This window comes from Micromonospora sp. NPDC047548 (assembly GCF_040642975.1).
In the GTDB taxonomy this organism is placed as follows: Bacteria; Actinomycetota; Actinomycetes; order Mycobacteriales; family Micromonosporaceae; genus Micromonospora.
Genome location: NZ_JBEYTI010000004.1, coordinates 48,958 through 72,293, shown reverse-complemented (window position 1 = coordinate 72,293; position 23,336 = coordinate 48,958). Strand labels below are relative to the sequence as shown.

Genomic DNA, 23,336 nt, shown 5'->3' with positions numbered 1-23,336 from the left:
ATGGCCTACGTACACGGCAAGGACACCGTCATCACGGTGGCCACCAAGGACATCTCCCCGCACTGCAAGACGTCGACGTACGAGGGCAGCGCGGACGTGCACGAGACGACCGGCTACGGCAAGGCCGCCAAGACCAAGCAGGGCGGTCTGCTCGACGGCAAGTTCAGCATGGGCGGCACCTACGACAACACGGCGTCGACGGGCCCCCGCAACGCGCTGAAGCCGCTGCTCGGCACCACCGTGGCGGTCGTGCGTAAGCCGGAGGGCACGGGCACCGGGAAGCCGCAGGACGCGTTCAGCGGCGTGCTGTCGAAGTACGTGGAGACCAACCCGGTCGACGACATGGTCACCTGGTCGGCCGAGATCGAGATCTCCGACGTCGTCACCACCACCACCCAGGCGTAGGGGAGACCATGCCTGACCTGCCTGCGCTGCGGCGCTACCACTGGGCGGGCCTGCTGCCAAGCGAGCGCGAGGCGATGACCCAGTGGGTGTGCTCGCTCGGATACGACCCGAAGTGCATCGCCGTGCGGTTCGCCGTCGCACGGAACGACGCCGGCCGCTGGGCGGTGCACCTGACCCGGCTGATCCCCGATGCCGACGGCCGCCTCCGGATCGACGCAGCCACCGACGACGTTGTCAGCCGGCCGGTTGTTGTCGAGACCGATACGGCCACCTGGCCCCCGTTCATCCGCCCGGGAGCGGCGGCCGACCAGCACCAGCAACGAAGGGAACCGGCATGCCGAACCTGACCCGGGAGCAGATCCTGGCCCGTAAGACCGGCAAGGGCGTCGCGACCCTGCCGGACGGCTCCACCGTGGCCATCCGCGCGCTGACCCGTGACGAGGTGCTGGAGGCGCAGGAGGGCGGCCGGTCGACGGGCGAGCGGGACAACTTCATCGTCGCGACGGGCATGACCGACCCGCAGCTGTCCGTCGACGACGTGGCGGCGTGGGCGGCGGCCGGCGGCGCCGGGGACCTGGTGGCCGTGTCCGACGCGATCGCCGAGATCTCCGGGCTGAAGCCCTCCGCCGCCAAGGAGGCAACCAAAAGCACTCCTCGACGACGCTGACCTGCACTTCGAGTTCTACCTGGCGGCAAAGCTCGGCATGACGGTCGCCGATCTGCGGCAGCGGATGAGCCAGCACGAATACCTGATGTGGAGCCGGTACTACGCGCTCAAAGCACAGCGCGAGGAACTCGAGCGGTTGAAGGCGGGGGTGTGATGGTCGGCAAGATCCAGGTGACGGGGCTGCGGGAGTTCCAGGCGCAGCTGCGGGCGATGGACGCCGGCCTGCCCAAGCAGCTGCGCCTGGCGCTGAACCAGGCGGCCGAGGAGATCATCGACTACGCCGAGCCGCGGTTCCCGCGTAAGACCGGCCGCGCTGCGGCGTCGCTGAAGGCGCGGTCGTCGCAGCGGGTGGCCCGGATCGCGCTGGGCGGCCGACGGGCCCCGTACGCGCCGTGGCTCGACTTCGGCGGCGAGGGCCGGGTCAAGGGCCGCCCGGGCAAGCGGGAGTTCATCAAGTCCGGCCGGTACGTCTACAAGGGCTTGGAAGTCAGGCGGGAGCGGGTCACCGAGATCATGTCCGGCGCGCTCGCCCAGCTGGCCCGCGACGCGGGGCTGGAGGTCAGCTGATGGCCAATCAGGTCACGCTCACGTTCGCAGGCGAGGACAAGCAGCTCACCGATTCCTTCGGTCGGGTTGGTGGCGCCGCCCGCGACATGGGCCGCGAGGTGGAGCAGGCCGGCTCCAGCTTCGACCGTGCCGGTGAGGCGGCGGACTCGGTCGACACCAAGGCCATGGGGTTCCGCGACACGTTGACCGGTGTCGAGGACGGCATGAAGGGCATCAAGATGGCGACCGAGGATGGCCTCGGTTTCGAGTCGCTACTGCTGCTCGGGTTCGGTATCGGCGACCTCGCGTCCGGCATGTACAACCTCCTGATCCCCGCCATGAAGTCGGCCGTGACGTGGTTCCGGGCCACCACCGTGGGCCAGTACGCCGCCGCCGCCGCGTCCAAGGTGTGGGCCGCCGCGCAGTGGCTGTTCAACGCGGCAATGTGGGCGAACCCGATCACGTGGATCGTCATCGGGATCATCGCGTTGATCGCGGTGATCGTGCTCATCGCCGTGAAAACGGATTGGTTCTCCAAGGCGTGGCGCGCGTCGTGGGAGTGGATCAAGAAAGCCGCCAGCAACACCTGGGACTTCTTGAAGAAGATCCCCGGCTGGACCGGTGACGCCTTCAAGAAGGTCGCCGACTTCATCACCCGGCCGTACAAGACGGCGTTCAACTTGATCGCTCGCGCGTGGAACGCCACGATCGGCAAGTTGTCGTGGACGGTGCCGTCGTGGATTCCGGGCATCGGCGGCAACACCATCTCGGTGCCGAACCTGCCGACGTTCCACGCGGGTGGTCGGGTGCCCGGCGCGCCCGGCCAGAACGTCCTCGCCATGTTGCAGGCCGGCGAGACGGTCACCTCGGCGGCGGGCAGCGGCGGCGGGACGCTGACCATCGACTCGGCCGGGTCGCGCCTGGACGACCTGCTGGTGGAGGTGCTGCGCCGGTCCATCAAGCGCGGCGGCGGCAACGTCCAGGTCGTGCTCGGCGGCGGTACGACGTGAGCAAGCTGTTCGCGTACAAGGTGGAGCTCCACCTGGGCCCGCTGTTCGGGTGGGTGGACATCACCGCGGACGTGCGCGGCGCCATCACCATCACTCGCGGCCGGACCAGCGAGGGCAACCGGGCGGACCATGGCCGGTGCTCGCTGCGGCTCGCCAACGAATCCGGCAACTACAGCCCGCGTAACCCGGCCGGCGCGTGGTACGGCTACCTGGGCGGGAACACGCCGCTGCGCGTGTCGGCCGGCCTGTCCGGCGGTGCCCTGGTCGGCCGTTTCTACGGCGAGGTGCCCGCCTGGCCACCCGGGTGGAATTTGACCGGGTCGGTGCGGTGGGTCGACGTCGACGCGTCCGGGATCCTGCGGCGGCTCGGCCAGGGCAAGGCGCCGAAGTGGTCGCCGCTGCGCCGCACCATCTCCGGGTCGGGTGCGCTGGCGCACTGGCCGTTGGAGGACGGCGACGACACCGGGCAGGGCGGGTCGGCCGTGTCCGGCGTGCCCGCGCTCACCATCACCGGGGTGGTGCCGTTCGCTGGCATCGCGTCATGGACGACCAGCCTGGGCTACACCGTCGACTACGGCACCGAGGCACTCGCCGACCTGTCCGCCGGCGGGCAGCTGGCCGCGACCGTGCCCGGTTCGGTGACGGCGGCGACCGCCGGCGGCTGGACCGTGGGCGTGTGCTCCGACGTCACCGTGGGCGCCGCCCTGTCCGGCAACCTGACGCTGCTGGACATCGCCACGCCGGGCGGCACGTTCGAGCGGTGGCGGCTGGTCGTCACGACGACGGGCCGGACGCAGCTGATCGCCTACACCGGGGCGGGCGCTGCGACCACCGTCGTGGACTACGCGTCGGTGATCACCAGCATGATCCCGCACAACATCGCGGTGTGGCAGTCGGGTGGCAACATCCAGGCCGGCTACCTGTGGGACTCGGTCGCCGGGTACTTCGCCACGGGCAGCGTCGCGGGCACCCTGACGGGCGTCACCGCGGTGATGGTCAACCCTGACGCCACCACGGCGACCACGCCGATGCCGACCGGGCACCTGGCGATCTGGGCGGGCCGGGACCTGGCCGTCGTCGACTGGCGCGACGGCGCCGCGATGCGCGCCCTGTTCGGCTACATGTGGACTGGGCTGGGTACGGCCGACGCTGCGGCGACCGGTGAGGCGGCCGACGTGCGGCTGGCCCGGATCTGGGCAGAGCAGGGCGTGCCCGTGTCCGTCCCGGTCGTTGAGGCGTCGCCCGTCATGCTCGCCCGGCAGCCGACCGCGTCCCTGGCTGATCTGACCGAGGACAGCACGGACGCCGACCTGGGCTACCTGTACGAGTCGCGGACCACTCTGGGCCTGGCCTACCGGACCCGGTCGTCGCTGTACAACCAAACCCCGGTGACGATCGCCTACACGGGGCAGCTGGCTGCGCCGTTCGCGCCGGACGAGGCCGACGAGGTCCGCAACGACGTCACCGCCAAGCGGGTCGACGGCAGCTCGGCGCGGGCCGTGCAGACCACCGGCCGACTCGCCGCCCTGCCGCCGCCCGCCGGCGTCGGCGTGTACCAAACGTCGGTGGAGCTGCGGCTGCTGGACGACTCCCGGCTGGCCGATGAGGCGGGCTGGCGGCGGCACCTGGGGACGGTGGACCGGCCACGGTTCCCGGCGATCTCCGTCAAGCTGGCCGCCCCGGAGTGGCAGGCCGCACCGACGCTGCTGGTCGCCCTGCTCGGCCTGGACACGGGCGGCGTGCTCGAGGTGGCCGGCCTGCCCGCCTGGGCGGCCGGCGACGTCCGGACCTTGGTCACCGGCTACAGCGAGACGATCACCGAGGAAATGTGGGACATCACCTACGCCGGTGTGCCCGCGCAGCCGTATGACGTCGCCCAGGTCGACGGCGCCGCCCGGGCGCCCGCCCACGGGTCGACGCTGGCCGCCGCGCTGACCGGCGACGCCATGTTCGGCGGCCGTTGGGACTTCGCCGCCAGTGCGCAAGCGTGGACCGGGCTGAACGGCTCAGTCGCCCACGACGGCGCCGGGGCGCTCACGTGCACCCCGAACGGCGTGGCGGCGTCGGTTGAGGCGCGGAGCCCGAATGTGGCAGGCGCGGCGGCCGGTGAGACGTGGCAGGCGACGGCCCTGGTTCGCTGCGCAGTCGCCCGCACAGTCACCATCATCGTCATGTGGCGCGACGCGGGAGGTGCGCTGCTGTCGTCTACGTCGGCGGCGTTCGGGGTCGCGGCGAACACGCCGACGCTCCTGACTGTGACCGGGGTGGCGCCCGCGTCGACGGCGCAGGCGATGCTGTCCGTGTCGATGGGATCGACTCCGCCGCCGTCGCATGTGCTGACCGTCGATGAGGCGGACCTGCTTCGGTCGCAGTCGATGCAGGTCGCCTCCACCGCCGACAACGGGCCGTGGACGCAGGACCCGGCGCACTTCCCGCTGTCCCTGCGTGTCGGTGAGGAGCGGGTGACCGTGTCGGGGATCGGGCCGCTGGTGTCCGATCCCTTCGCCCGGACCGTGTCGGGCAGTTGGGGCGTTGCGCCCACCGGGCAGGCGTGGCAGCACTTCGGGTCGGCGGCGTCGTTCGCGGTCGACGGGTCGGTGGCCCAGCACGTCCACCAGGTGGTGAACTCCGGCCGGATCAGCGTGGTCGAGCTGCGTTCCACGGACGCCCGGGTGCGGGTGACCGGGTCGGTGCCGGTGGTCGCGGTCGGGGCCGGCACCGCCCTGACCATCTACGCCATCGCGAGGTTTTCCGACGACAACAATTTCTATCAGGCCAGGTTGGGATTCATCCCGGACCTGAGCATCACGTGTTCGGTGCGCCGTCGGGTGGCCGGGGTGGATACCACGCTGGACTCGATCGTGACCGGGCTGACGCATGTCGCCGGGCAGCGGTACAGCGTCGAGCTGGACGTGGCCGGGAGTCTGCTGCGCGCCCGGGTATGGCAGGAGGGCACCCCCATGCCGGACTGGCAGGCATCCGCGGTCGACACCGCGCTGACCACCGGGACGAAGGCGGGTGTGCGGACCATCATCGACGCCGGGTCGGGCAACGTGATGCCGCTGACCTACAGCCTCGACGACGTCCTGGTGGCCAGCCCGCAGGCCGCGACTGTGGCTGCCCGCTCGGTCAACGGCGTGATCTCCGGCTGGCCGGCCGGGACCGTCGTCGACGTGTGGACGCCCGCCGTGGTGCCGATGTGAAGGAGGATTCGTGCTGATCGCATCCGGTACGCCGATGTTCCCGGCCCTGCTGAACAACCCGGCCGCGTGGAAGACGGCCGACACGTCCAGGGCGTCGAACACGACCCTGGCCGCTGACCCGCACCTGGCGGTGCCGGTGCTGGCCGGGGCCGTCTACGCGGTCGACCTGGCCGTCGCGCACACCTACGACGCGGGCGGCTTCAAGTTCAGCTGGTCCGGCCCGGCCGGCGCCACGATGGCTAACTGGACGGCGGGCTGGCGGACCACCAGTGGCACCGAGGTGTCCGGCAGCTTCCCGACGCTGACCACCGTCCAGCCAATCGTGTGGTCGGCCGGCAACATCAACCAGCCGATCTGGGCGCGCGGGGTGCTGATCGTGGCCGCGACCGCCGGCACGTTCGCGTTCACCTGGGCGCAGAACACATCCCATGCCAACCCGAGCATCGTGCGGGCCGGGTCCGTGCTCCGCTTGGAGAGGCTGGCCTGATGGCCCGCGCAGCGAACATGCAGGCGCTGACCGACGACGTCAAGCGCGAGTACCCCGGCGTAGTCGTCTACGGCATCGGCGACGACGCGCACAAGCTCCGCCCGTCCGGCCACAACGAGGACGACACCCCTGGCAGCCGGCCGGAGCTGGAGGACTCCGACAACCGGCCGGAGCATCGGGCCATCGACATCATGATCGGGCCGAAGTTCACCAAGGCGGACGCCGATGCCCTGGTGGCCCGGCTGCTCGCCGACCCGAAGGCCCGCGCACGGCTCTACTACATCATCTGGAACGGCTACCAGTGGTCGAGGTCGAGCGGGTGGAAGAAGACCAAGTACAACGGCAGCGACCAGCACACCGACCACGTGCACGCCTCGGGCTGGGCTACCGACGATGAGAACACTGCCGGGTGGCCGGCGGTAGCCAAGGAGGAGCAGGACATGACCCCGGAGCAGGCCAAGCAGCTCACGCGCATCGAGACGATGCTGTCCAAGCTCGACGGCCGCGAGCCGATCGGCCAGGCGTACCTGCGGCTCGCGGTCGGCAAGGACCACGCGGACGGCGCGAAGCCGGTCGAGCACCCGACGCTGTCCAGCCTCGACAAGCACCTCACCGCGCTGGAGACGAAGGTCGGCGAGCTGGCCGCCCGGCCGCCGGCGACGGTCGACTGCGACAAGCTGGCCGACGCGATCGTGCGCCGCGTGCTTACCGGCGGGCCGGCCCGGTGAGCCACCTGCAGAGCTGGGTCGCCGCCAGCGTCATCCTCGGCGTGGTCGTCTCGGCGCTGGTGCTCGCCGGGATGATCGGCCGGCCGTTGCGCAAGTTGGCCCGGCAGGGCGACGAGTTCCGCGAGGACTGGTATGGCGCGCCGGCCCGGCCCGGGCGGGACGCGGTGCCCGGGGTGCCGGAGCGGCTCAGCCTGATCGAGAAGGAACTCAAGCCGAACAGTGGGTCGTCGCTGCGGGATGCGATCGGTCGCGTGGAGACCCGGCTGGAAGACCACATCCGATCCCATGGAGGGGCAGCATGAGCATCAAGCCGTACGCCAAGGCGGCCGTCGGCGCGGCCGTGGCCGGCCTGACCGCGCTCGGCACCGCGCTGGCCGACGACCGGGTCACCTCGGTCGAGTGGGCGGGCGTGGCCGTGGCGACGCTCGCCGCGCTCGGCATCGTCTACGCCGTGCCGAACCGGCCCGCCCAGTAGCCCCGATTACCTGCCCTGCTTGCAGAGATCCGCGTACGCCTCAGCCAGCGCCGCGTCCACAGTGCCCGGCGCCCACTTCTGGCCGCAGCCAAGCAGCGCACGGGCCTGCGCGTCCTCTCGACTGAGGTTGGGCGCCCCATCGGGTGCCATCCGCAGGTACGCCTTGTACGGGTCGGCCGTCGCTTTCGGCGCTGGCTTCCTCGGCGCCGGGCTGGACGCCGCCGGGGCCGCCGCCGGTTCGGTGTCGTCTCCGCCCTGGGCGACGTAGACGGCGGCGAGGGCGAGGCCGGCGACGATCAGGGCGACGGCGCTGATCACTGCCAGCACGGGCGTGCGACGACGTTGCGCGGTGTCGGTCATGGCGGGGACCGTACTACCTGCCGTCCAGTCTGGCGCGGGTCAGCGCTGGCGCTGCTCCGCGAGGCGGTCCATCACCTCGCGGAGCAGTTCGGCGTCGCGCTGCTGCTGCTCCAGCTCGGTCGACGGCCGGTGCGTCGTCCGGTGGGGAGGCTCGCGGCGGTCCGCGCCGCCGCCGCCGAGCAGCACGAGCATCAGCCCGATCAGGATGGCGGTCAGGGCCCCTTGCAGCGTGGCTGCCCGCCGTGCCGCTGTTCGCCGGATCATCGGCGTGCCCGCCGCTTGGCCGCCGGTGCCGCTGAGGGCCCGCAGCCGGACCGGGGGCACTCGCAGAGGCCGCCGTACGGGGCGAGCTCTCGATCGCCGGCGCACTGGTGGCCGACGTTGGTGATGGTGTCGGCGCAGCCGAGGCACCGCAGCGGCACCCGCACCTCCACCCCGTCGTACATGGAAGTCACCGGCTCAGCCCGTCGTACAGGTGCCGTGCCTGCCGCTGGTGGGCGAGGTCGAGGAGGCGGCGCTTCGCGGCTTGCTGCTCGGCTCGTTGGATGGCGGGGCCGCGTGCGGGCGGCGGTGTCGTCGGCCGTCGCGTCAGGGGCCAGAACTTCACTTGATCACCCTCCCGTGTCGGGTGGTTACTGTCCGCACCGTACTTAGGGTGCTTAGGGAGGTCAAGAAGCGGGTTAGTGTCCGGTGTCGCTCATGGTGTAATTCGCGGGCCCAACCCAGGAGATCACCCTTATGCCCGCCCGCTGGCTCACCTATGAGCAGATCGCAGCAGACCTCGCCGAAAGAATCGCTAGCGGCGAGTACGCGCCCGGCACAAAGCTCCCCAGCAACAAGGCGTTGGCCGAGCTGTATTCGGTGTCGACCGCGACAATCGAGCGGGCGCACATCGTGCTACGGGAGCGCAGGCTGACGTACGGGGTGATCGGTAGGGGTGTATTCGTCGCAGAACGCGAAGAAGGCGACTCGTAGCGTCCTCGGTGAACTTCGGCGCGGCCCCTACCCAGCGTGCACGCGAAAGAGTGCGGCGGCCCACTCGCGTTCCGTGATCAAGACAGTGCTTGAGCGCTCCCAGATGATCACACTCGGTTGCGCATAGCACGTGGAAGTTCCACCGACCACTGGCGGCCGGGGCGGCGCGATCGGCTACCTGGACGTTCACCTGCCCAAGCCTTCCGCCGCCCGGTCGTACGGGTGTTTCATCGGGGATCGGTCCGGTCAGCAAAGGAGCGTCGCCCCGTGCACAACCCCTCCCCGTCGCCATTCGCTCTCGTGTACCTCACCGCCATCGCCGCCGGCACCGCTACCGCCTGCTGGGTGGTGAGACGCGAGTGCGGCCGGGTGAAGTCGGCGATCAAACGGGACACGGCTACGCCCCTGCCCGTCGACCCGGACGCGGCCGCAGCCCTCAGGCGGATCAACCTCCGACTGGTGCAGGGCAACAAGTCCTGACGGTGGGCGAGGGATGGGAGCCGCCGTCATAGCGGTTACCCATCCCTCACCATCGTCGGCAACGTGCTGACGGCCCCCGAGTGGCGCCGCACCACGCAGAGCAACACGCTGGTCGCCAACTTCAAGGTCGCCTCGACCGCCCGCCGGCTCGACCGGGACAGCGGCCGGTGGGTGGACGGCAACAGCCTCCGCGTCCGGGTCAACTGCTGGCGCAAGCTGGCCGAGGGGGTGGCCGCCTCGGTGATGGTCGGCGACCCGGTGGTGGTGGCCGGCCGCCTCTACACCCGGGACTGGACGGACGACGCGGGCAACCACCGCACCCTCTACGAGCTGGAGGCGGTCGCCGTCGGGCACGACCTGTCCCGGGGGCGGGCCCGGTTCCTGCGCAACAAGCCGAGCATGGCCACCAGCATCGTCGAGGACGCCGAGGCGGCCGGCCGGGTGCAGGGCGAGCCGACCGAGCCGGTGCCGTACGAGCAGGCACCGGCCGCGCCGGACGACCGGTCGTTCGACGAGGACTTCGAGTTCTCCGGGTTCGCCGTGCCCAGCGCCGGCCACGAGTTGCCCGGCACCGGCTTCGAGGGGCTGGCTGACCCGTTCGACGAGGAGGCCGACGGCGACGGGCCGGCCGACGGCGACGAGCTGACCCCGGTGCCGGGGGACGGCGAGGACGCCGCCGGGGACGGCGACCTGGACGCCGCGCCGGAGGAGACCGCCGGCGCGCCGGCCGGACGGGGTCGACGCGGGCGTGGCCGGGTGCCGGTGCCGGCCTGAGCCGGCGGGCCGGAGCCGGTGAGCTGCGGGGAGTGGCCCGGCATCCGGCCCGGTGGGCGTACGGACGGGGGCGGGGTGGCGACACGACGTCGGTCACCCCGCCGTACGGCTAGGCTGGCCGGCCGGAGGTGGTGTGAAGTGCGTCAGGCGACCGCCGTGGCGAACGCGGCAGGGCTGGTGGCGGGGTACGCCCTGGACTCCCTGCTCGGCGACCCCCGTCGCTGGCACCCGGTGGCCGGCTTCGGCCGCGCGGCCGGCGCTCTGGAACGGCGGGTCTACCGCCCCGACCGGGCCGCCGGAGCGGTCTTCACCACGCTCGCCGTCGGCGCGCCGGTGCTGCTCGGCGCCGCCGCCACCATGGCGACCCGGCGCCACCCGGTGCTGCGCGGCCTGCTCGTGGCGGCCGGCACCTGGACGGTGCTGGGCGGGCGCACGCTGCGGCACGAGGCCGGCGTGATGGGGTCCGCCCTGCGTGGCGGTGACCTGCCGGCGGCCCGGCGCCGCCTGGGTCACCTCTGTGGGCGGGACCCGTCCGCGCTCGACGAGTCCGAGCTGGCCCGGGCCACCGTCGAGTCGGTCGCCGAGAACACCTCCGACGCGGTGGTCGCCCCGCTGGTCTGGGGAGCGGTCGCCGGGCTGCCCGGCCTGCTCGGCTACCGTGCGGTCAACACGCTCGACGCCATGGTCGGCCACCGCTCGCCGCGCTACGCCCGCTTCGGCACCCCGTCCGCCCGCATCGACGACGTGCTCAACTTCGTCCCGGCGCGGCTGACCGGGCTGCTCACCATCGCCGTCGCGCCGACCGCCCACGGCGACCGGGCCCGCGCCTGGCACGTCTGGCGGCGCGACCGCGACGACCACCCCAGCCCGAACGCCGGCCAGTGCGAGGCGGCGATGGCCGGCGCCCTCGGCGTCCGGCTCGGCGGGCGCAACGTGTACTTCGGGCGCTCCGAGGTCCGGCCGTACCTCGGCGACGGCCCCCGCCCCGAGGCGCGGCACCTCAAGCGGGCCGCCCGGATCTCCGGCGCCGTCGGCCTCGCCGCGCTCGCGGTCGCCGCGGCGTACCCGGTGACCGTGGGCCGGCTGGTGGACGCCGCCGGTCGGCGGGCGCTGCGCGGTCTGCGTCCACGGCTGGGCCGGGCGGCGGGCCCGCTGCCGGCCCGCCCGGCGGCTGCCACCCGGTTCGCCGGGCCGCTCGTGGTCGATGCCGGGACGGACCGGGGCAGGGGCCGGTGAGCGGCGGGCTGCTGGTCGCCGGCACCACCTCCGACGCCGGCAAGAGCGTGCTCACCGCCGGCATCTGCCGCTGGCTGCACCGCCGGGGGGTCGCGGTGGCGCCGTTCAAGGCGCAGAACATGTCCAACAACTCCGCGGTGGTCGTCGGCCCGGACGGCCGGGGCGGGGAGATCGGCCGCGCCCAGGCGATGCAGGCCGCGGCCTGCGGCCTCGCCCCCGACCTGCGGTTCAACCCGGTGCTGCTCAAGCCGGGCAGCGACCTGGCCAGCCAGGTGGTGCTGCTCGGTGAGGCCGTCGACACCGTCACCGCCGGCAACTTCCGGCAGCTGCGGCCGAAGCTCGCCGAGACCGCGTACGCGGCCCTGGCCGAGCTGCGCGAGGCGTACGACGTGGTGATCTGCGAGGGCGCCGGCAGCCCGGCCGAGATCAACCTGCGGTCCGGCGACTACGTGAACATGGGGCTGGCCCGGCACGCCGGCCTGCCCACCATTGTCGTCGGCGACATCGACCGGGGCGGGGTGTTCGCCGCGATGTTCGGCACCCTCGCCCTGCTCGACCCGGCCGACCAGGCGCTGGTCGCCGGCTTCGTGATCAACAAGTTCCGGGGCGACCTGGGGCTGCTCCAGCCCGGGCTGGACATGCTGCGCGGGGTCACCGGCCGCCCGGCGTACGGGGTGCTGCCCTGGCACCTCGACCTCTGGCTCGACGCGGAGGATTCCCTCGCGTACGGCCGGGTGCTGGGCCGGCCGGCCGCGCCGCGCGGCACCGACTGGCTGGACGTCGCCGTCGTCCGGCTGCCCCGGATCAGCAACGCCACCGACGTCGAGGCGCTCGCCACCGAGCCCGGCGTCCGGGTCCGGCTGACCGTCGAGCCCGCCGAACTGGCCGCCGCCGACCTGGTCGTCCTGCCCGGCTCCAAGTCGACCGTCGCCGACCTGGCCTGGCTGCGCGAGACCGGCCTGGCCGACGCCGTCGCCGCGCACGCCGCCGCCGGCCGGCCGCTGCTCGGCATCTGCGGCGGCTTCCAGATGCTCGCCCGGGCCATCCACGACCCGGTGGAGAGCCGCCGGGGCAGCGTCCCCGGGCTGGGCCTGCTGCCCATGGAGATCACCTTCGACCGGCGCAAGACCGTCCGGCCGGCCGTGGGTACCGCCACCGGCGGCGTCACCGTGCGCGGCTACGAGATCCACCACGGGTACGTCTCGGCCGCCGACCCGACCCTGCCCCCGCTGCTGACCCACGCCGACGGCGGCGGCGAGGGGGCGCGGCTCGGCGCGGTGTACGGCACCCACTGGCACGGCACGTTCGAATCCGACGAGTTCCGCCGCCGCTTCCTCACCGAGGTGGCCCGGACGGCCGGCCGGCACGGCTTCCGGGTGGCGCCGGACACCGCCTTCGCCGCCGCCCGCGAGCGCTCCCTCGACCTGCTGGGGGATCTGGTCGAGGAACACCTCGACACCGAGGCGCTCTGGCGGCTGGTCGAGGCCGGCCCGCCGGCCGACCTGCCGTTCATCCCACCCGGCGCCCCGCCGGCGCCCTGACCGCCGCCGCCAGGGAAGGGCCACGCGAGTCAGGGCGGGCGGCGGCCCGGACCAGGCGAGCGGCCGGATCGGGGCGGGACCGGGCTGGCGGCAGTGGGCACCGCGCGGCGGACCGGGGCGGGACCGGGCTGGCGGCAGTGGGCACCGCGCGGCGGACCGGTGCCGTCAGGGGCGCACGTCGGCGGGCTCGTCGGAGAGCGGCAGGCCCGCCTCCCGCCACGCCTGCACCCCGCCGATCATGTCGGTCGCGTTGCGCAGCCCCAGCGCCTGCAGGCTCGCCGCCGCCAGGCTGGAGCTGTCGCCGTACCGGCACACCACGACGATCTCCCGGTCGTACCCGGTCGCCTCGGGGATGCGCCACTCGCTCGCCGGATCCAGCCGCCACTCCAGCACCGTCCGCTCGATGACGACCGCACCGGGCAGCCCACCCTGCTCGCGGCGCTGCGGCTCGGTACGGGTGTCTACCAGCAGGGCCCCGGCCCGCACCGCCTCGACCGTCTCCTGCGGACTCAGCCGGCGCAGCCCGGCGCGGGCCTGTTCCAGCAGGGCGTCCACGCCCGGACTCATCACGTCATGCAGCACATCCAGATCATGCCGGTCACCGGCAGTGGCCGCCCGGCGAACGGCGGGGCACAGGACGGAACCAGGCTCACGGGGGACAACACCCGGATCGCGCGGCGCGACCAGGGCCGGCGGCGACCGGGTCGGGGCGGGCGCTAGCGTCCACCGGGTGACGGGGGACCGGGAGGACGCCGGCGAGGGGCCCGGCCGGCCGCGGGTGGCGGTGGTCGAGGCGTACGCGGCGCTGGCCCGGCGGGTGCGGGCCCGGCCGGCGCGGCTGGGGCGTACCCGACTGGTGGCCGTCGACGGGCCGAGCGGCGCGGGCAAGAGCGTCTTCGCCGCGCGCCTCGCGGACGCCTTCGCCGCGCTGCCCGGCGGCGAGCGGCCCCCGGTGGTGCACACCGACGACCTGCTCGACGGGTGGGACGACCAGTTCACCTTCTGGTCGCGGCTGGAGGAGCGGGTGCTGGTGCCGCTGCGGGCCGGGCGAGCCGGGGCGTACCACCGCTACAGCTGGGTGCGGCGCGGCTTCCTGCCCCGGGCGGTGCCGGTGCCGGTCGGGCCGGTGCTGCTGGTGGAGGGGGTGAGCGCGGCGCGGGCGGTGATCCGGCCCGAGCTGAGCCTCGCGGTCTTCGTCACCGCCCCGGCGCCGCTGCGACGGTCCCGGGCGCTGGATCGGGACGGCCCGCAGATCCTGCCGGAGCTGCGCCGCTGGCACGCCGGGGAGCGTGCGCACTTCGCCGCCGACCGCACCGCCGAGCACGCGGACCTGGTGGTCGACGGTGCGCCGGCGCTGCCGCACGACGCCCGCCGCTACTACGTGCGCTGCGACGACGCGGCCTCGGAGGGTGTGTCGAGGTAAGGCCGGCATACGATGCCGGTCATGACCACACCGATCATGTCCGAGTCCGAGGTGCGGGCCGCCGTCGAGCGTGAACTGCCCGGTGTCCGCGCCGACCTGGAACGTCTCGTCCGCATCCCCGGCATCGCCTTCGAGGGCTTCGACCACTCGCACGTGGAGCGCTCCGCCGAGGCCGTCGCGGAGCTGCTGCGCGGCTGCGGCCTCGACACGAAGATCGTGCGTTCCGGCGGGCAGCCGGCGGTGATCGGGAAGAAGCCGGCCCCGCCCGGCGCGCCCACCGTCCTGATGTACGCCCACCACGACGTCCAGCCGGTCGGCAATCTCTCGCTCTGGCTGTCCGACCCGTTCGAGCCGGTGGAGCGGGACGGCCGCCTCTACGGCCGGGGCGCCGCCGACGACAAGGCCGGCATCATGGCGCACGTCGCCGCGCTGCGCGCCTTCGGCGACCAGCTCCCGGTCGGCGTGGTCCTCTTCATCGAGGGCGAGGAGGAGTACGGCTCGGACTCGCTGGAGCGGCTGCTCGCCGAGCACCGTGAGGAACTTGCCTCCGACGTCATCGTGATCGCCGACTCGACCAACTGGGACATCGGCGTGCCCGCGCTGACCACCTCGCTGCGCGGCATCGTCAACTGCTTCGTGGAGGTGCGCACCCTCGACCACGCCGTGCACAGCGGCATGTTCGGCGGTGCCGTGCCGGACGCCCTCACCGCGCTGGTCAAGCTGCTCGCGACGCTGCACGACGACGCCGGTGACGTGGCGGTCGAGGGGCTGGTCGGCCGGGCGGGCGCCAGCGTCGACTACCCGGAGGACCGGTTCCGTGTCGAGGCCGGGCTGGTCGCCGAACTCTTCGGCACCGGCCGGATCACCGAGCGGCTCTGGACCAAGCCGGCCCTCGCGGTGCTCGGCATCGACGCCCCGACCACCGCCGAGGCCCCGAACGCGCTCGTCCCGTCAGCCAAGGCCAAGCTGAGCGTACGGCTGGCGCCGGGCGACGACCCGAAACAGGCGTACGCCGCACTGACCGCCCACCTGGAGAAGCACGCCCCGTGGGGCGCCCAGGTGACGGTGACCTTCGAGCACGACGGCGCCCCCTGCGTCATCGACGCCACCGGGCCGATGTTCGAGGCGGCGCGGGCGGCCTTCCGGGGCGCCTGGGACGGCACCGACCCGGTCGACATCGGCGTCGGCGGCTCCATCCCGTTCATCGCCACCTTCCAGGAGATGTTCCCGCGGGCGGCGATCCTGGTCACCGGCGTGGAGGACCCGCACGCGCGGGCGCACGGCCCGAACGAGAGCCTGCACCTCGGCGAATTCGCCCGGGTCTGCCTGGCCGAGGCGCTGCTGCTGGCCGGGGTCGCCGAGGCGGGGCGCCAGGTCGGGTAGGTGACGGAACCGTAACTTCGGGGTCGATGTCGGAGTTTGCGGGGTGTCGGGCGTCGGGCTGTTATAGCCTTTCGAACATGCGTACGAACGACGTGATGGCGCGGCTCGACGCCGCCGTGAGTGCTCTGGGGGACCTCGACGTCTCCGCGTGGCCCGAGGACACGCTCAAGGACCAGCTCGGCGAGCTCTCCGCCGCGCTGGTCGCCCTCGACGGGGTCCTCTCCCGGGTTGCCGACGAGGTGCGTGCCCGGGGGCTGCGCATCGAGGAGCCCGTCTCCGCCTGACCCGCGCCGCCCGTCGGGACGGCCCGGGCGCGGCAATGCCCGGGTGGTGTCGGGGGTGGCTGGCAGGATGGGGCCGTGCGGTTCCTCGACCTGGCAGCCACCTCCGCGGCCGTCGGCGCCACCAGCGGCCGGCGGGCCAAGGTCGAGCTGCTCGCCACCGCGCTGCGGGCGCTCGACCCGTCCGAGGTGCCGGCCGGCTCCGGCTACCTCGCCGGCGAGCTGCGCCAGCGGCAGACCGGCGTCGGCTGGGCCGCCCTGCGCGACCTGCCCGCCCCCGCCGCCGAGCCGACGCTGACCGTGGCCGCCGTGGACGCGGCGGTCGACCGGATCGCGGCGGTGCGGGGGCCCGGCTCGCAGGCCCGCCGGCGGGAGTTGCTGGGCGCGCTCTTCGCTGCCGCCACCGCCGACGAGCAGCGGCTGCTGGTCGGCCTGTTCAGCGGCGAGCTGCGCCAGGGCGCCCAGGCGGGGCTGCTCGCCGACGCCATCGCCCGGGCCGCCGAGGTGCCGGTCACCGCCGTCCGCCGGGCCCTGCTGCTCGCCGGTGACCTGCGCGCGGTCGCGGCCGCCGCGCTCTCCGGGGGCGCCGCCGCGCTGGCCGGCTTCGGGCTCCAGGTGGGCCGCCCGCTCGCCCCGATGCTGGCGCAGAGCGCCCCGTCGGTCGACGCGGCGCTCGACGCGATCGGCGTACCGGCGGTGGTGGACGTCAAGCTCGACGGCATCCGGATCCAGGTGCACCGCTCCGGCGGCGACATCGCCGTCTTTACCCGCAGCCTCGACGAGATCACCGCCCGGGTCCCCGAGGTGGTCGCCGCCGTGCGCGCGCTTCCCGCCCGCGAGTTGGTGCTCGACGGCGAGGCGATCGGGCTGGACGCCACCGGCCGGCCGCTGCCGTTCCAGCAGACCTCCAGCCGCGCCGCCCGCCGCACCACGCCGAGCACCACCGGCGCCGTTCCGGTGGCCCCAGCGGTGCTCGCCGCCGCCGAGACGACCGGCGAGACGGTGCTGACACCGTACTTCTTCGACCTGCTGCACCTCGACGGCGAGGATCTGATCGACCGGCCCGGCCGGGAGCGGTGGGCCGCGCTGGCCGGCGCGGTCGACGAGTCGCTGCTGGTCGGGCGGATGGCGGTGGACGACGCCGAGCAGGCCGGCGCGGCCTTCGCCGCCGCGCTCGACGCCGGCCAGGAGGGCGTCGTGGTGAAGGCGCCGGACGCGCCCTACGACGCTGGCCGGCGCGGGGCGGCCTGGGTGAAGGTCAAGCCCCGGCACACCCTCGACCTGGTGGTGTTGGCGGTGGAGTGGGGCAGCGGCCGGCGGCAGGGTTGGCTCTCCAACCTGCACCTCGGCGCGCGGGACCCGCGCACCGGCGACTTCGTGATGCTCGGCAAGACGTTCAAGGGCCTCACCGACGAGCTGCTGCGCTGGCAGACCGAGCGGTTCCTGGCGCTGGCCGTCGAGCGCGGCGACTGGGTGGTCCGGGTACGCCCGGAGCAGGTGGTCGAGATCGCCTTCGACGGGGTGCAGACCAGCTCCCGCTACCCGGGCGGAATGGCGCTGCGCTTTGCCCGGGTGCTGCGCTACCGCGAGGACAAGATCGCCGCCGAGGCGGACACCATCGACATGGTCCGGGCGATCCACACCGGGCGGGCCGGCGGCTGAGCCGCCCCGCCCCGCACCGGCGGGCCGTGGTCGGCGCCGCCCCAGGGATCAGAACGTCGACAGCGACCGGGCGTAGTTGACCTGGTTGTTGATGTGCTGCACCTGGCCCTGGTCCAGCACGGGGATGCGGGCCACGTAGTGGTGGCCCCCGTTGACGACCGTCACCTGGACCGTGCCGTGGTAACGGGTCTCCTTGACCAGCAGGAAGAACAGGCTGAAGAAGGTCAGGCAGAAGAAGCCCACGATGGCGCAGACCAGCGCCCAGGTGGCGATCTTCTCCTCCTGCTGCCAGAAGTCCGCCACCTGCCAGGAGGCTCCGGCCAGCGGGAGCACCCCGGCCGGCGTGTGGATCACCGGCGGGGTCACCACGATCTCGCCGATCTGCACCGCCACCACGGCTGGCCGGGCCGGCTGCTGACCGGCGGGCAGCATCGCCGGCGCGGCCACCGGCGGACGCGGCCCGGGCCGGGCCAACGCGGGCGGCGCGGAGAACTGGGCCGGCGGCACCGGGAACGGTGCCGGGGGCGACGAGAAGGGGACCGGGGGCGACGAGAAGGGGACCGGGGGCGCGGAGAACCGCGCGGTGGGCGCGTCGTGCGCGGCCGGCGGCGCGGGGAAGTGTGCGGCGGGCGGCGCGGGGAAGGGTGCGGCGGGCGGCGCGGGGAAGGGTGCGGCCGGCGGCGCGGGGAAGGGTGCGGCGGGCGGCGCGGGGAAGGGTGCGGCCGGCAGCGCGGTGGGAGCCGGAAGCGGTGCCGTCGGCGCGGAGAATTCGGCGGTGACCGGCGGGGTGTCCGCGGGCGGCACGGCGCTCCACGGGTCGTAGGCCGGGTACGCCGCCGTCGCCGGCTCCGACGCAGGGATCGTGGGATCAGGGGTCACCGGCTCGTTGATCACGGGCGGACACTACAACGTCCCCCGTTGTCCCGTGACCCGCCCGGGTGTCCGGTTCGGCTCGACCGCCGAGCGTGCGGTCAGGCCGGGGTGGCCGGTTCGGCGGCGCGGTCGACCGGCCCCTTCGGCATTTCCAGCCCCGCCGCACGGCGGGCCTCGCGGCGGGCGACCCAGCCGTAGCCGAAGAGCGTCATCGCGGCGAAGAGCCACCACTGGACGATGTAGCCGAAGTTCTGCCAGTTGTTGGTGTGCCCGATCGGGACCGCGCTGAAGGCCGGGTCGTTCGCCGGGGTCTGCTCGTCCAGCAGCAGGTACGCCCCGTGCACCGGGTACGGCAGCTCGCGGGCGAGCTTGTCGACGGTGACCCGGCGGGTCTCCAGCCGGCCGTCGCGCCGGTCCACGCCGCTCCCGCCGGTCTCGGTGGGGTGCACCCGGCCGACCACCGTCACGTCGCCGCTGGGCAGGGCGGGCACCTGCGGCATGGCCATCGCGCCGCCCGGCGCGGCCGGAACCCAGCCCCGGTCGACCAGCACTGCCGTACCGTCGGCGAGCACCAGCGGGGCGAGCACCTCGAAGCCGACCTTGCTGTCGACCGTCCGGCCGCGGACCAGGACCACGTTCGAGGCGTCGTACCGGCCGGTGGCGGTGACCCGGCTCCACTCGGCCCGCTCGGCGGGGGCCGGGCCGACCGAGCCCGCCCCGCCGGCGGGCGCGGGCAGCGCGTCACGCAGCGGCGCGGGGGTGCCCCGGCTGCCGGCGTCGATACGTTCGTTGACCGCTGTGCGTTGCTCGTAGCGGTTCAGCTGCCAGTTGCCGAGCAGCACCATCACCGCGGCGGCGGCCAGCGTCAGCGCGAGGATGCCCAGCCAGCGTGGGGTCAGGAGGAACCGGTACACAGCACGAGGCTACCCGTATGGCCGAGGCCACCGACCGCGACGGCCCGGGCGCCGACCGGTCGGCGGCCGCCACGCGTCGGTCTGGGCGAGTATGGTCACGCGAGCGGATCTCCGGTCGTGATCCTCCCGGTCGTCCGCGTACCACCACCCGTCGCCCGCGAGGAGTCGATGATGACCGCCGTGCCGCGCCTCGTGCTCAGCGCGCCGTCCTCGGGACACGGCACCAACGCCCTCGCCATCGGCCTGCTCGCCGCCCTCGCCGAGCGGGGCCTGGACGTCGCCGGCTTCAAGGTCGGCCCGGACCACGTCGACGCCGCATACCTCGGGCTGGCCGCCGGCCGGCCCGGGCGCAACCTCGACCCGCGGCTGGTCGGCGCCGGCCGGCTCGGGCCGCTCTTCGCACACGGCGCCGCCGGCGCCGGCCTGGCGGTCGTGCAGGGCACCATGGGGCTGTACGACTCGGTGGCCGGGCGCCCCGAGGCGGAATCCACGGCGGCCGTCGCCACCGCCCTGCGCAGCCCGGTCGTGCTGGTGGTGGACGTGGCCGCGATGGGGCAGTCGGTGGCCGCCCTGGTGCACGGCTTCCGCTCCTACGACGACCAGCTCTGGCTGGGCGGGGTGATCCTCACCCAGGTCGCGTCCCCGCGGCACGAGGCGATGCTGCGCGAGGCGCTCGACGACGTCGAGGTCCCCGTCTACGGCGCGCTGCGCCGGCATGAACTGCCCGCGGTGCTGCCCGCCAGGCGGCACGGGGTGCTGCCGGTGGTCGGCGGCGACGCCGAGGCGACCCGCGCGGTGCGGCGCCTCGGCGAGGCGGTGGCCGGCACCGTCGAGCTGGACCGGCTGCGCGCGCTGGCCCGCTCCGCGCCCGCGCTGCCGGTCGAGCCCTGGTCGCCGTCGCCGGTCGCCCCGGTGGAGGGCCGTCCGCTGGTCGCGCTGGCCGGTGGGCCGGGCGGCAGCTACAGCTACGCCGAGACCGCCGAGCTGCTGCGCGCGGCGGGTGCCGAGGTGGTCACCCTCGATCCGCTGCGCGACGAGGCGTTGCCCGCAGGCACCCGTGCGCTGGTCGTCGGCGCCGGCCTGCCCGAGTCGTACGCCGACGAACTCTCCGCCAACCGCCGGCTCTGCATCGCGGTGGCCGAGCTGGCCCGCACCGGCCGCCCGGTGCTCGCCGAGGGGGCGGGCCTGCTCTGGCTGGCCCGCGAGCTGGACGGCCGGCCGATGTGCGGGGTGCTGGACGCGATCGGCGCCAGCCGCGACGGCCTGGTCGTCGGGTACCGCGAGGCGACCGCCCGCACGGCCAGCGTGGTCGCTGAGGCCGGGGCCGCGGCGGTCGGCTACAAGCAGCACAGCGCCGTGCTGACACCCCGGGCCGGCGAGCGGCCGGCGTGGAGCTGGGAGGGCGGCGCTCCCGAGGGGTTCGTCTGGCGGGGCGTGCACGCCTCGCAGCTGGGCCTGCACTGGGCGGCCGACCCGGCGATCGCGACCCGGCTGGTGTCGGCGGCCGGGATTGCCGAGGGCGCCGGAGCACCGGCGTGATCGGGCAGGTGGCGATCCGCCGGTTCCCGGCGCCGGCTGCCGCTGGCCGACGCACGCCCTCGCCCCGCACGCCCGCGGGTTCGGGCTGGCCGCCGAGGCTGCCCGGGCGGGGGAGCCGACCTCACCCCACGATGCGGTCGGAGGGTGGGGTGAACTGACGGGTGGGCGTGCCCTTGAGGCCGTCGCGCAGCGTCTGGGCGACCGCCCCGACGGGGACCTGGGACTGGCCGTCACCCACCGCGTTGAACGGGTTGTCCGGGTCGGCGATGAAGCTCGCCGCCGCCAGTTCGGGCGTGTAGCCGACGAACCAGGCCGACCGGGTGCTGTCCGTGGTACCGGTCTTGCCGGCCACCGGGCGGCCCACCGTGCCCCGGACGCTGTCCGCGGTCGACCAGCCCCCGCAGCTTCCCTTCGCGGGGGTGTCCCCGGTCGGGCAGCGGGCGGCGTCGGTGGCGGCCCGGGCCGCGTCCGCGTCCACCACCTGCCGGCAGCGCGGCTTGGCCACCTCCCGCTCGATGCCGGACGTCGTCCGGTACGTCGTCGGCGTACCGTCCCGGTTGGTGATCGACAAGACCGGCATCGCCTCGCAGTACCGCCCTTCGGCGGCGACCGCGGCGTACGCGTTGGCCATCTCCAGCGGGGTGGCGTCGGAGACGCCCAGGGTGAATGCGCCCCACTTGTTCGCCTTGTCCGGGGCGGCATGGTCCCGGTCCACGTCGGTACGCCAGCGCAGCCCGAGCTGCTCGGCGAGGCGTACCCCCTTGTCCGCGCCGACCCGCTCCTCCAGCTGGACGAAGAAGGTGTTCACCGACTTGCCGAAGCCGGACCACATGGTCTGCCGGCCGGTCATCGCCCCGCTGGCGTTGGACGGAGCCCACCCGTCGTAGATGGCGGACTGGTACCGGTACGGCGAGTCGATGGTGGTGGACAGCGTCATCCCGGCGTCCAGCGCGGCCAGCATGGGAAACATCTTGAACGTCGATCCGGCCTGGTAGCCGGGGAGACTGCCGCCGCCGAGCAGGGGTGCCACGGTGTTCGGGTAGTTGGCCTTGACGTTCGGGCCGGCCTCCGGGTTGGAATTCGGCCCGTTCTCGCTGAGGTCCAGCGAGTAGGTCCGGTTCACCGCCATCGCCTTGATCCGGCCGGTGCCCGGCTCGGCGACCACGATCCCGTTGGCGAACGGGCTGCCCACGGCGTCCTTCGCGCCGACGTTGTTCTCCGCCGCCGCCTGGATCTTCGGGTCCAGGGCCAGCACGATCCGGTAGCCGCCCCGGCGCAGCTTGTCCATCCGTTCCAGCCGGTTCTCCCCGAAGGCGGGCTGCGCGCTCCACCAGTTCTTGAGGTAGTCGCAGTAGAAGCCCCAGGTGGTGTACTTGCTGGGGACCGAGGAGCAGTCGTTCGGCGGGTTGGTGACCCTGGTCCGGATCGGTTCGGTCTTGGCTGCCGCGACGGCGTCCGGGGACTGGTAGCCGAGCTGCGCCATCTTGTCCAGCACGTAGTTGCGCCGCCCGGTGGCGTCCTTCTGGTCCGAGCTGATCGGGTCGTATTCGGAGGGGGACTTGACCAGCCCGGCGAGGGTGGCCGCCTCGACCGGGGTGAGGGTGCCCGGGGTCTTGGAGAAGAAGATCTGCGAGGCGGCGTAGATGCCGTACGCCCGGTGGCCGAAGTACGCCGAGTTGAGGTAGCGCTCCAGGATCTCGTCCTTGGTCAGCTCCTTCTCGACGTCCAGGGCCATGCGCATCTCCTTGACCTTGCGCAGGCTGGTCTGCTGGGTGGCCTCCTGGACCTCCTTCGGGGTCTTGGCGCTGTCCCGCAGCGCCAATCGGACGTACTGCATGGTCAGGGTCGAGGCGCCCTGGGAGACGCCGCTGGAGCGGGCGTTGGCCACGAAGGCGCGGGCGACGCCCTTCGGGTCGACGCCGTGGTGCTGGTAGAAGCGGTTGTCCTCGGCGGCGATGATCGCCTGCTGGATGTTCGGCGACATGTCCGACAGCTTCGTGTACTGCCGGTACTCCTCGTAGAACATGGTCAGGATCGTCTTGCCGTCGGGGGCGTAGAGGTACGACGTCTCGGCCGGCAGCGCGGTGCGCAGGATGTCCGTCTTCTGCTCCACGGCGTGCGCGGTGGCCTTGGCGCCGATGCCGGTGTACGCGGCCAACGGGTAGGCCGCGCCGGCGACCACGATGGCGGCGATCAGGCCGGCGCGCAGGAGAGGAAGGGAACGACCAGCGGCAGCAAGGGGTCGGTTGCTCACGTGGTCAAGTTATGACATTTCCGATTCGGAAATGAGAAGAATTCATAAACGGGCGAGGGTGCCGCCGGCGGTGACGCGACCCACGTCGGGATCCGCTGTCCCGTACGGCGGCTTCCCGGC

Annotated in this window: 28 protein-coding genes; 20 read left to right on the top strand and 8 right to left on the bottom strand. The window is 73.6% G+C overall.

Annotation, left to right across the window (positions count from 1 at the left end; all coding sequences use genetic code 11):
* The 10 genes from ABZ807_RS05530 to ABZ807_RS05485 all read left to right on the top strand — a co-directional run bounded on the left by ABZ807_RS05530 (position 1) and on the right by ABZ807_RS05485 (position 7,521).
* Positions 1-405 (top strand): hypothetical protein, encoded by a 405-nt coding sequence (locus ABZ807_RS05530; RefSeq protein ID WP_357153298.1) that lies wholly within the window; start codon positions 1-3, stop codon positions 403-405.
* Between the two features lie 8 nt (positions 406-413).
* A complete protein-coding gene (locus ABZ807_RS05525; RefSeq protein ID WP_357153295.1) occupies positions 414-752 on the top strand; it encodes a hypothetical protein in 339 nt (112 codons plus the stop codon).
* The gene (locus tag ABZ807_RS05520; RefSeq protein WP_357153293.1) at positions 740-1,072 is read left to right on the top strand and encodes a hypothetical protein; all 333 of its coding nucleotides are present in this window, start codon (positions 740-742) and stop codon (positions 1,070-1,072) included. The genes ABZ807_RS05525 and ABZ807_RS05520 overlap by 13 nt, the downstream gene beginning before the upstream one ends.
* A 153-nt stretch (positions 1,073-1,225) precedes the next feature.
* A complete protein-coding gene (locus ABZ807_RS05515; protein ID WP_357153290.1) occupies positions 1,226-1,639 on the top strand; it encodes an HK97 gp10 family phage protein in 414 nt (137 codons plus the stop codon).
* Positions 1,639-2,628 carry a hypothetical protein gene (locus ABZ807_RS05510; protein ID WP_357153287.1) on the top strand — a complete coding sequence of 330 codons (990 nt, stop codon included), beginning with the start codon at positions 1,639-1,641 and terminating at the stop codon, positions 2,626-2,628. The genes ABZ807_RS05515 and ABZ807_RS05510 overlap by 1 nt, the downstream gene beginning before the upstream one ends.
* Positions 2,625-5,831 (top strand): hypothetical protein, encoded by a 3,207-nt coding sequence (locus tag ABZ807_RS05505; protein WP_357153284.1) that lies wholly within the window; start codon positions 2,625-2,627, stop codon positions 5,829-5,831. Before ABZ807_RS05510 ends, ABZ807_RS05505 begins: the two co-directional genes overlap by 4 nt.
* A gap of 10 nt (positions 5,832-5,841) precedes the next feature.
* Positions 5,842-6,318, top strand: a complete 477-nt coding sequence (locus tag ABZ807_RS05500; RefSeq protein WP_357153282.1) for a hypothetical protein — start codon at positions 5,842-5,844, stop codon at positions 6,316-6,318.
* A complete protein-coding gene (locus ABZ807_RS05495; protein WP_357153279.1) occupies positions 6,318-7,046 on the top strand; it encodes a hypothetical protein in 729 nt (242 codons plus the stop codon). Before ABZ807_RS05500 ends, ABZ807_RS05495 begins: the two co-directional genes overlap by 1 nt.
* Positions 7,043-7,348, top strand: a complete 306-nt coding sequence (locus ABZ807_RS05490) for a hypothetical protein (RefSeq protein WP_357153276.1) — start codon at positions 7,043-7,045, stop codon at positions 7,346-7,348. Before ABZ807_RS05495 ends, ABZ807_RS05490 begins: the two co-directional genes overlap by 4 nt.
* Complete coding sequence (locus ABZ807_RS05485; protein WP_357153273.1) at positions 7,345-7,521, top strand: hypothetical protein; 177 nt, start codon at positions 7,345-7,347, stop codon at positions 7,519-7,521. Before ABZ807_RS05490 ends, ABZ807_RS05485 begins: the two co-directional genes overlap by 4 nt.
* A 6-nt stretch (positions 7,522-7,527) precedes the next feature.
* On the opposite strand, the gene ABZ807_RS05480 is transcribed toward ABZ807_RS05485, so the two are convergent.
* Genes ABZ807_RS05480 through ABZ807_RS05465 form a run of 4 tightly spaced genes read right to left on the bottom strand, consistent with a single transcriptional unit; the run spans position 7,528 to position 8,488 of the window.
* On the bottom strand, positions 7,528-7,881 hold the full coding sequence (locus ABZ807_RS05480; protein WP_357153270.1) for a hypothetical protein: 354 nt from the start codon (positions 7,879-7,881) through the stop codon (positions 7,528-7,530).
* A 39-nt stretch (positions 7,882-7,920) separates the two neighbouring features.
* Complete coding sequence (locus tag ABZ807_RS05475; protein ID WP_357153268.1) at positions 7,921-8,145, bottom strand: hypothetical protein; 225 nt, start codon at positions 8,143-8,145, stop codon at positions 7,921-7,923.
* The gene (locus ABZ807_RS05470; protein WP_357153264.1) at positions 8,142-8,336 is read right to left on the bottom strand and encodes a hypothetical protein; all 195 of its coding nucleotides are present in this window, start codon (positions 8,334-8,336) and stop codon (positions 8,142-8,144) included. Before ABZ807_RS05470 ends, ABZ807_RS05475 begins: the two co-directional genes overlap by 4 nt.
* Positions 8,333-8,488, bottom strand: coding sequence for a hypothetical protein (locus ABZ807_RS05465; RefSeq protein WP_357153261.1), 156 nt, complete (start codon positions 8,486-8,488; stop codon positions 8,333-8,335). Before ABZ807_RS05465 ends, ABZ807_RS05470 begins: the two co-directional genes overlap by 4 nt.
* 131 nt (positions 8,489-8,619) lie before the next feature.
* Between ABZ807_RS05465 and ABZ807_RS05460 the strand changes: the two genes are divergently transcribed.
* The 5 genes from ABZ807_RS05460 (at position 8,620) to ABZ807_RS05440 (ending at position 12,887) form a co-directional block, all read left to right on the top strand.
* Positions 8,620-8,856, top strand: a complete 237-nt coding sequence (locus ABZ807_RS05460) for a winged helix-turn-helix domain-containing protein (RefSeq protein WP_357153258.1) — start codon at positions 8,620-8,622, stop codon at positions 8,854-8,856.
* 267 nt (positions 8,857-9,123) lie between these two features.
* The gene (locus tag ABZ807_RS05455) at positions 9,124-9,336 is read left to right on the top strand and encodes a hypothetical protein (RefSeq protein WP_357153255.1); all 213 of its coding nucleotides are present in this window, start codon (positions 9,124-9,126) and stop codon (positions 9,334-9,336) included.
* 51 nt (positions 9,337-9,387) lie between these two features.
* Positions 9,388-10,110, top strand: a complete 723-nt coding sequence (locus ABZ807_RS05450; protein WP_357153713.1) for a single-stranded DNA-binding protein — start codon at positions 9,388-9,390, stop codon at positions 10,108-10,110.
* A 138-nt stretch (positions 10,111-10,248) separates the two neighbouring features.
* Entirely contained in the window at positions 10,249-11,346 is a 1,098-nt protein-coding gene (locus ABZ807_RS05445; protein WP_357153252.1) for a cobalamin biosynthesis protein, read from the top strand.
* Positions 11,343-12,887 (top strand): cobyric acid synthase, encoded by a 1,545-nt coding sequence (locus tag ABZ807_RS05440; RefSeq protein WP_357153250.1) that lies wholly within the window; start codon positions 11,343-11,345, stop codon positions 12,885-12,887. Before ABZ807_RS05445 ends, ABZ807_RS05440 begins: the two co-directional genes overlap by 4 nt.
* 165 nt (positions 12,888-13,052) lie before the next feature.
* On the opposite strand, the gene ABZ807_RS05435 is transcribed toward ABZ807_RS05440, so the two are convergent.
* Positions 13,053-13,454: a rhodanese-like domain-containing protein gene (locus tag ABZ807_RS05435; protein ID WP_357153711.1), complete on the bottom strand. Its 402-nt coding sequence runs from the start codon at positions 13,452-13,454 to the stop codon at positions 13,053-13,055.
* Positions 13,455-13,617: 163 nt separating this feature from the next.
* Here ABZ807_RS05435 and ABZ807_RS05430 point away from each other — a divergent pair, with 163 nt between their 5' ends.
* The 4 genes from ABZ807_RS05430 (at position 13,618) to ABZ807_RS05415 (ending at position 17,636) form a co-directional block, all read left to right on the top strand.
* Positions 13,618-14,310, top strand: a complete 693-nt coding sequence (locus ABZ807_RS05430) for a hypothetical protein (protein ID WP_357153247.1) — start codon at positions 13,618-13,620, stop codon at positions 14,308-14,310.
* A gap of 36 nt (positions 14,311-14,346) precedes the next feature.
* Complete coding sequence (locus tag ABZ807_RS05425; RefSeq protein ID WP_357153709.1) at positions 14,347-15,693, top strand: dipeptidase; 1,347 nt, start codon at positions 14,347-14,349, stop codon at positions 15,691-15,693.
* Positions 15,694-15,770: 77 nt separating this feature from the next.
* Positions 15,771-15,977: a hypothetical protein gene (locus ABZ807_RS05420; protein WP_357153244.1), complete on the top strand. Its 207-nt coding sequence runs from the start codon at positions 15,771-15,773 to the stop codon at positions 15,975-15,977.
* 75 nt (positions 15,978-16,052) lie between these two features.
* Positions 16,053-17,636: an ATP-dependent DNA ligase gene (locus ABZ807_RS05415; protein ID WP_357153241.1), complete on the top strand. Its 1,584-nt coding sequence runs from the start codon at positions 16,053-16,055 to the stop codon at positions 17,634-17,636.
* 48 nt (positions 17,637-17,684) lie between these two features.
* Here ABZ807_RS05415 and ABZ807_RS05410 read toward each other — a convergent pair whose 3' ends face one another.
* Both ABZ807_RS05410 and ABZ807_RS05405 read right to left on the bottom strand, forming a co-directional pair.
* Positions 17,685-18,530, bottom strand: a complete 846-nt coding sequence (locus tag ABZ807_RS05410; RefSeq protein ID WP_357153239.1) for a hypothetical protein — start codon at positions 18,528-18,530, stop codon at positions 17,685-17,687.
* Positions 18,531-18,607: 77 nt separating this feature from the next.
* The gene (locus ABZ807_RS05405) at positions 18,608-19,423 is read right to left on the bottom strand and encodes an SURF1 family protein (RefSeq protein ID WP_357153237.1); all 816 of its coding nucleotides are present in this window, start codon (positions 19,421-19,423) and stop codon (positions 18,608-18,610) included.
* A gap of 171 nt (positions 19,424-19,594) precedes the next feature.
* Here ABZ807_RS05405 and ABZ807_RS05400 point away from each other — a divergent pair, with 171 nt between their 5' ends.
* Positions 19,595-20,962: a cobyrinate a,c-diamide synthase gene (locus ABZ807_RS05400; protein ID WP_357153707.1), complete on the top strand. Its 1,368-nt coding sequence runs from the start codon at positions 19,595-19,597 to the stop codon at positions 20,960-20,962.
* 121 nt (positions 20,963-21,083) lie between these two features.
* Here the strand turns inward: ABZ807_RS05400 and ABZ807_RS05395 are convergent, their stop codons facing one another.
* The gene (locus ABZ807_RS05395; RefSeq protein WP_357153235.1) at positions 21,084-23,216 is read right to left on the bottom strand and encodes a transglycosylase domain-containing protein; all 2,133 of its coding nucleotides are present in this window, start codon (positions 23,214-23,216) and stop codon (positions 21,084-21,086) included.
* Positions 23,217-23,336 lie beyond the last annotated feature (120 nt).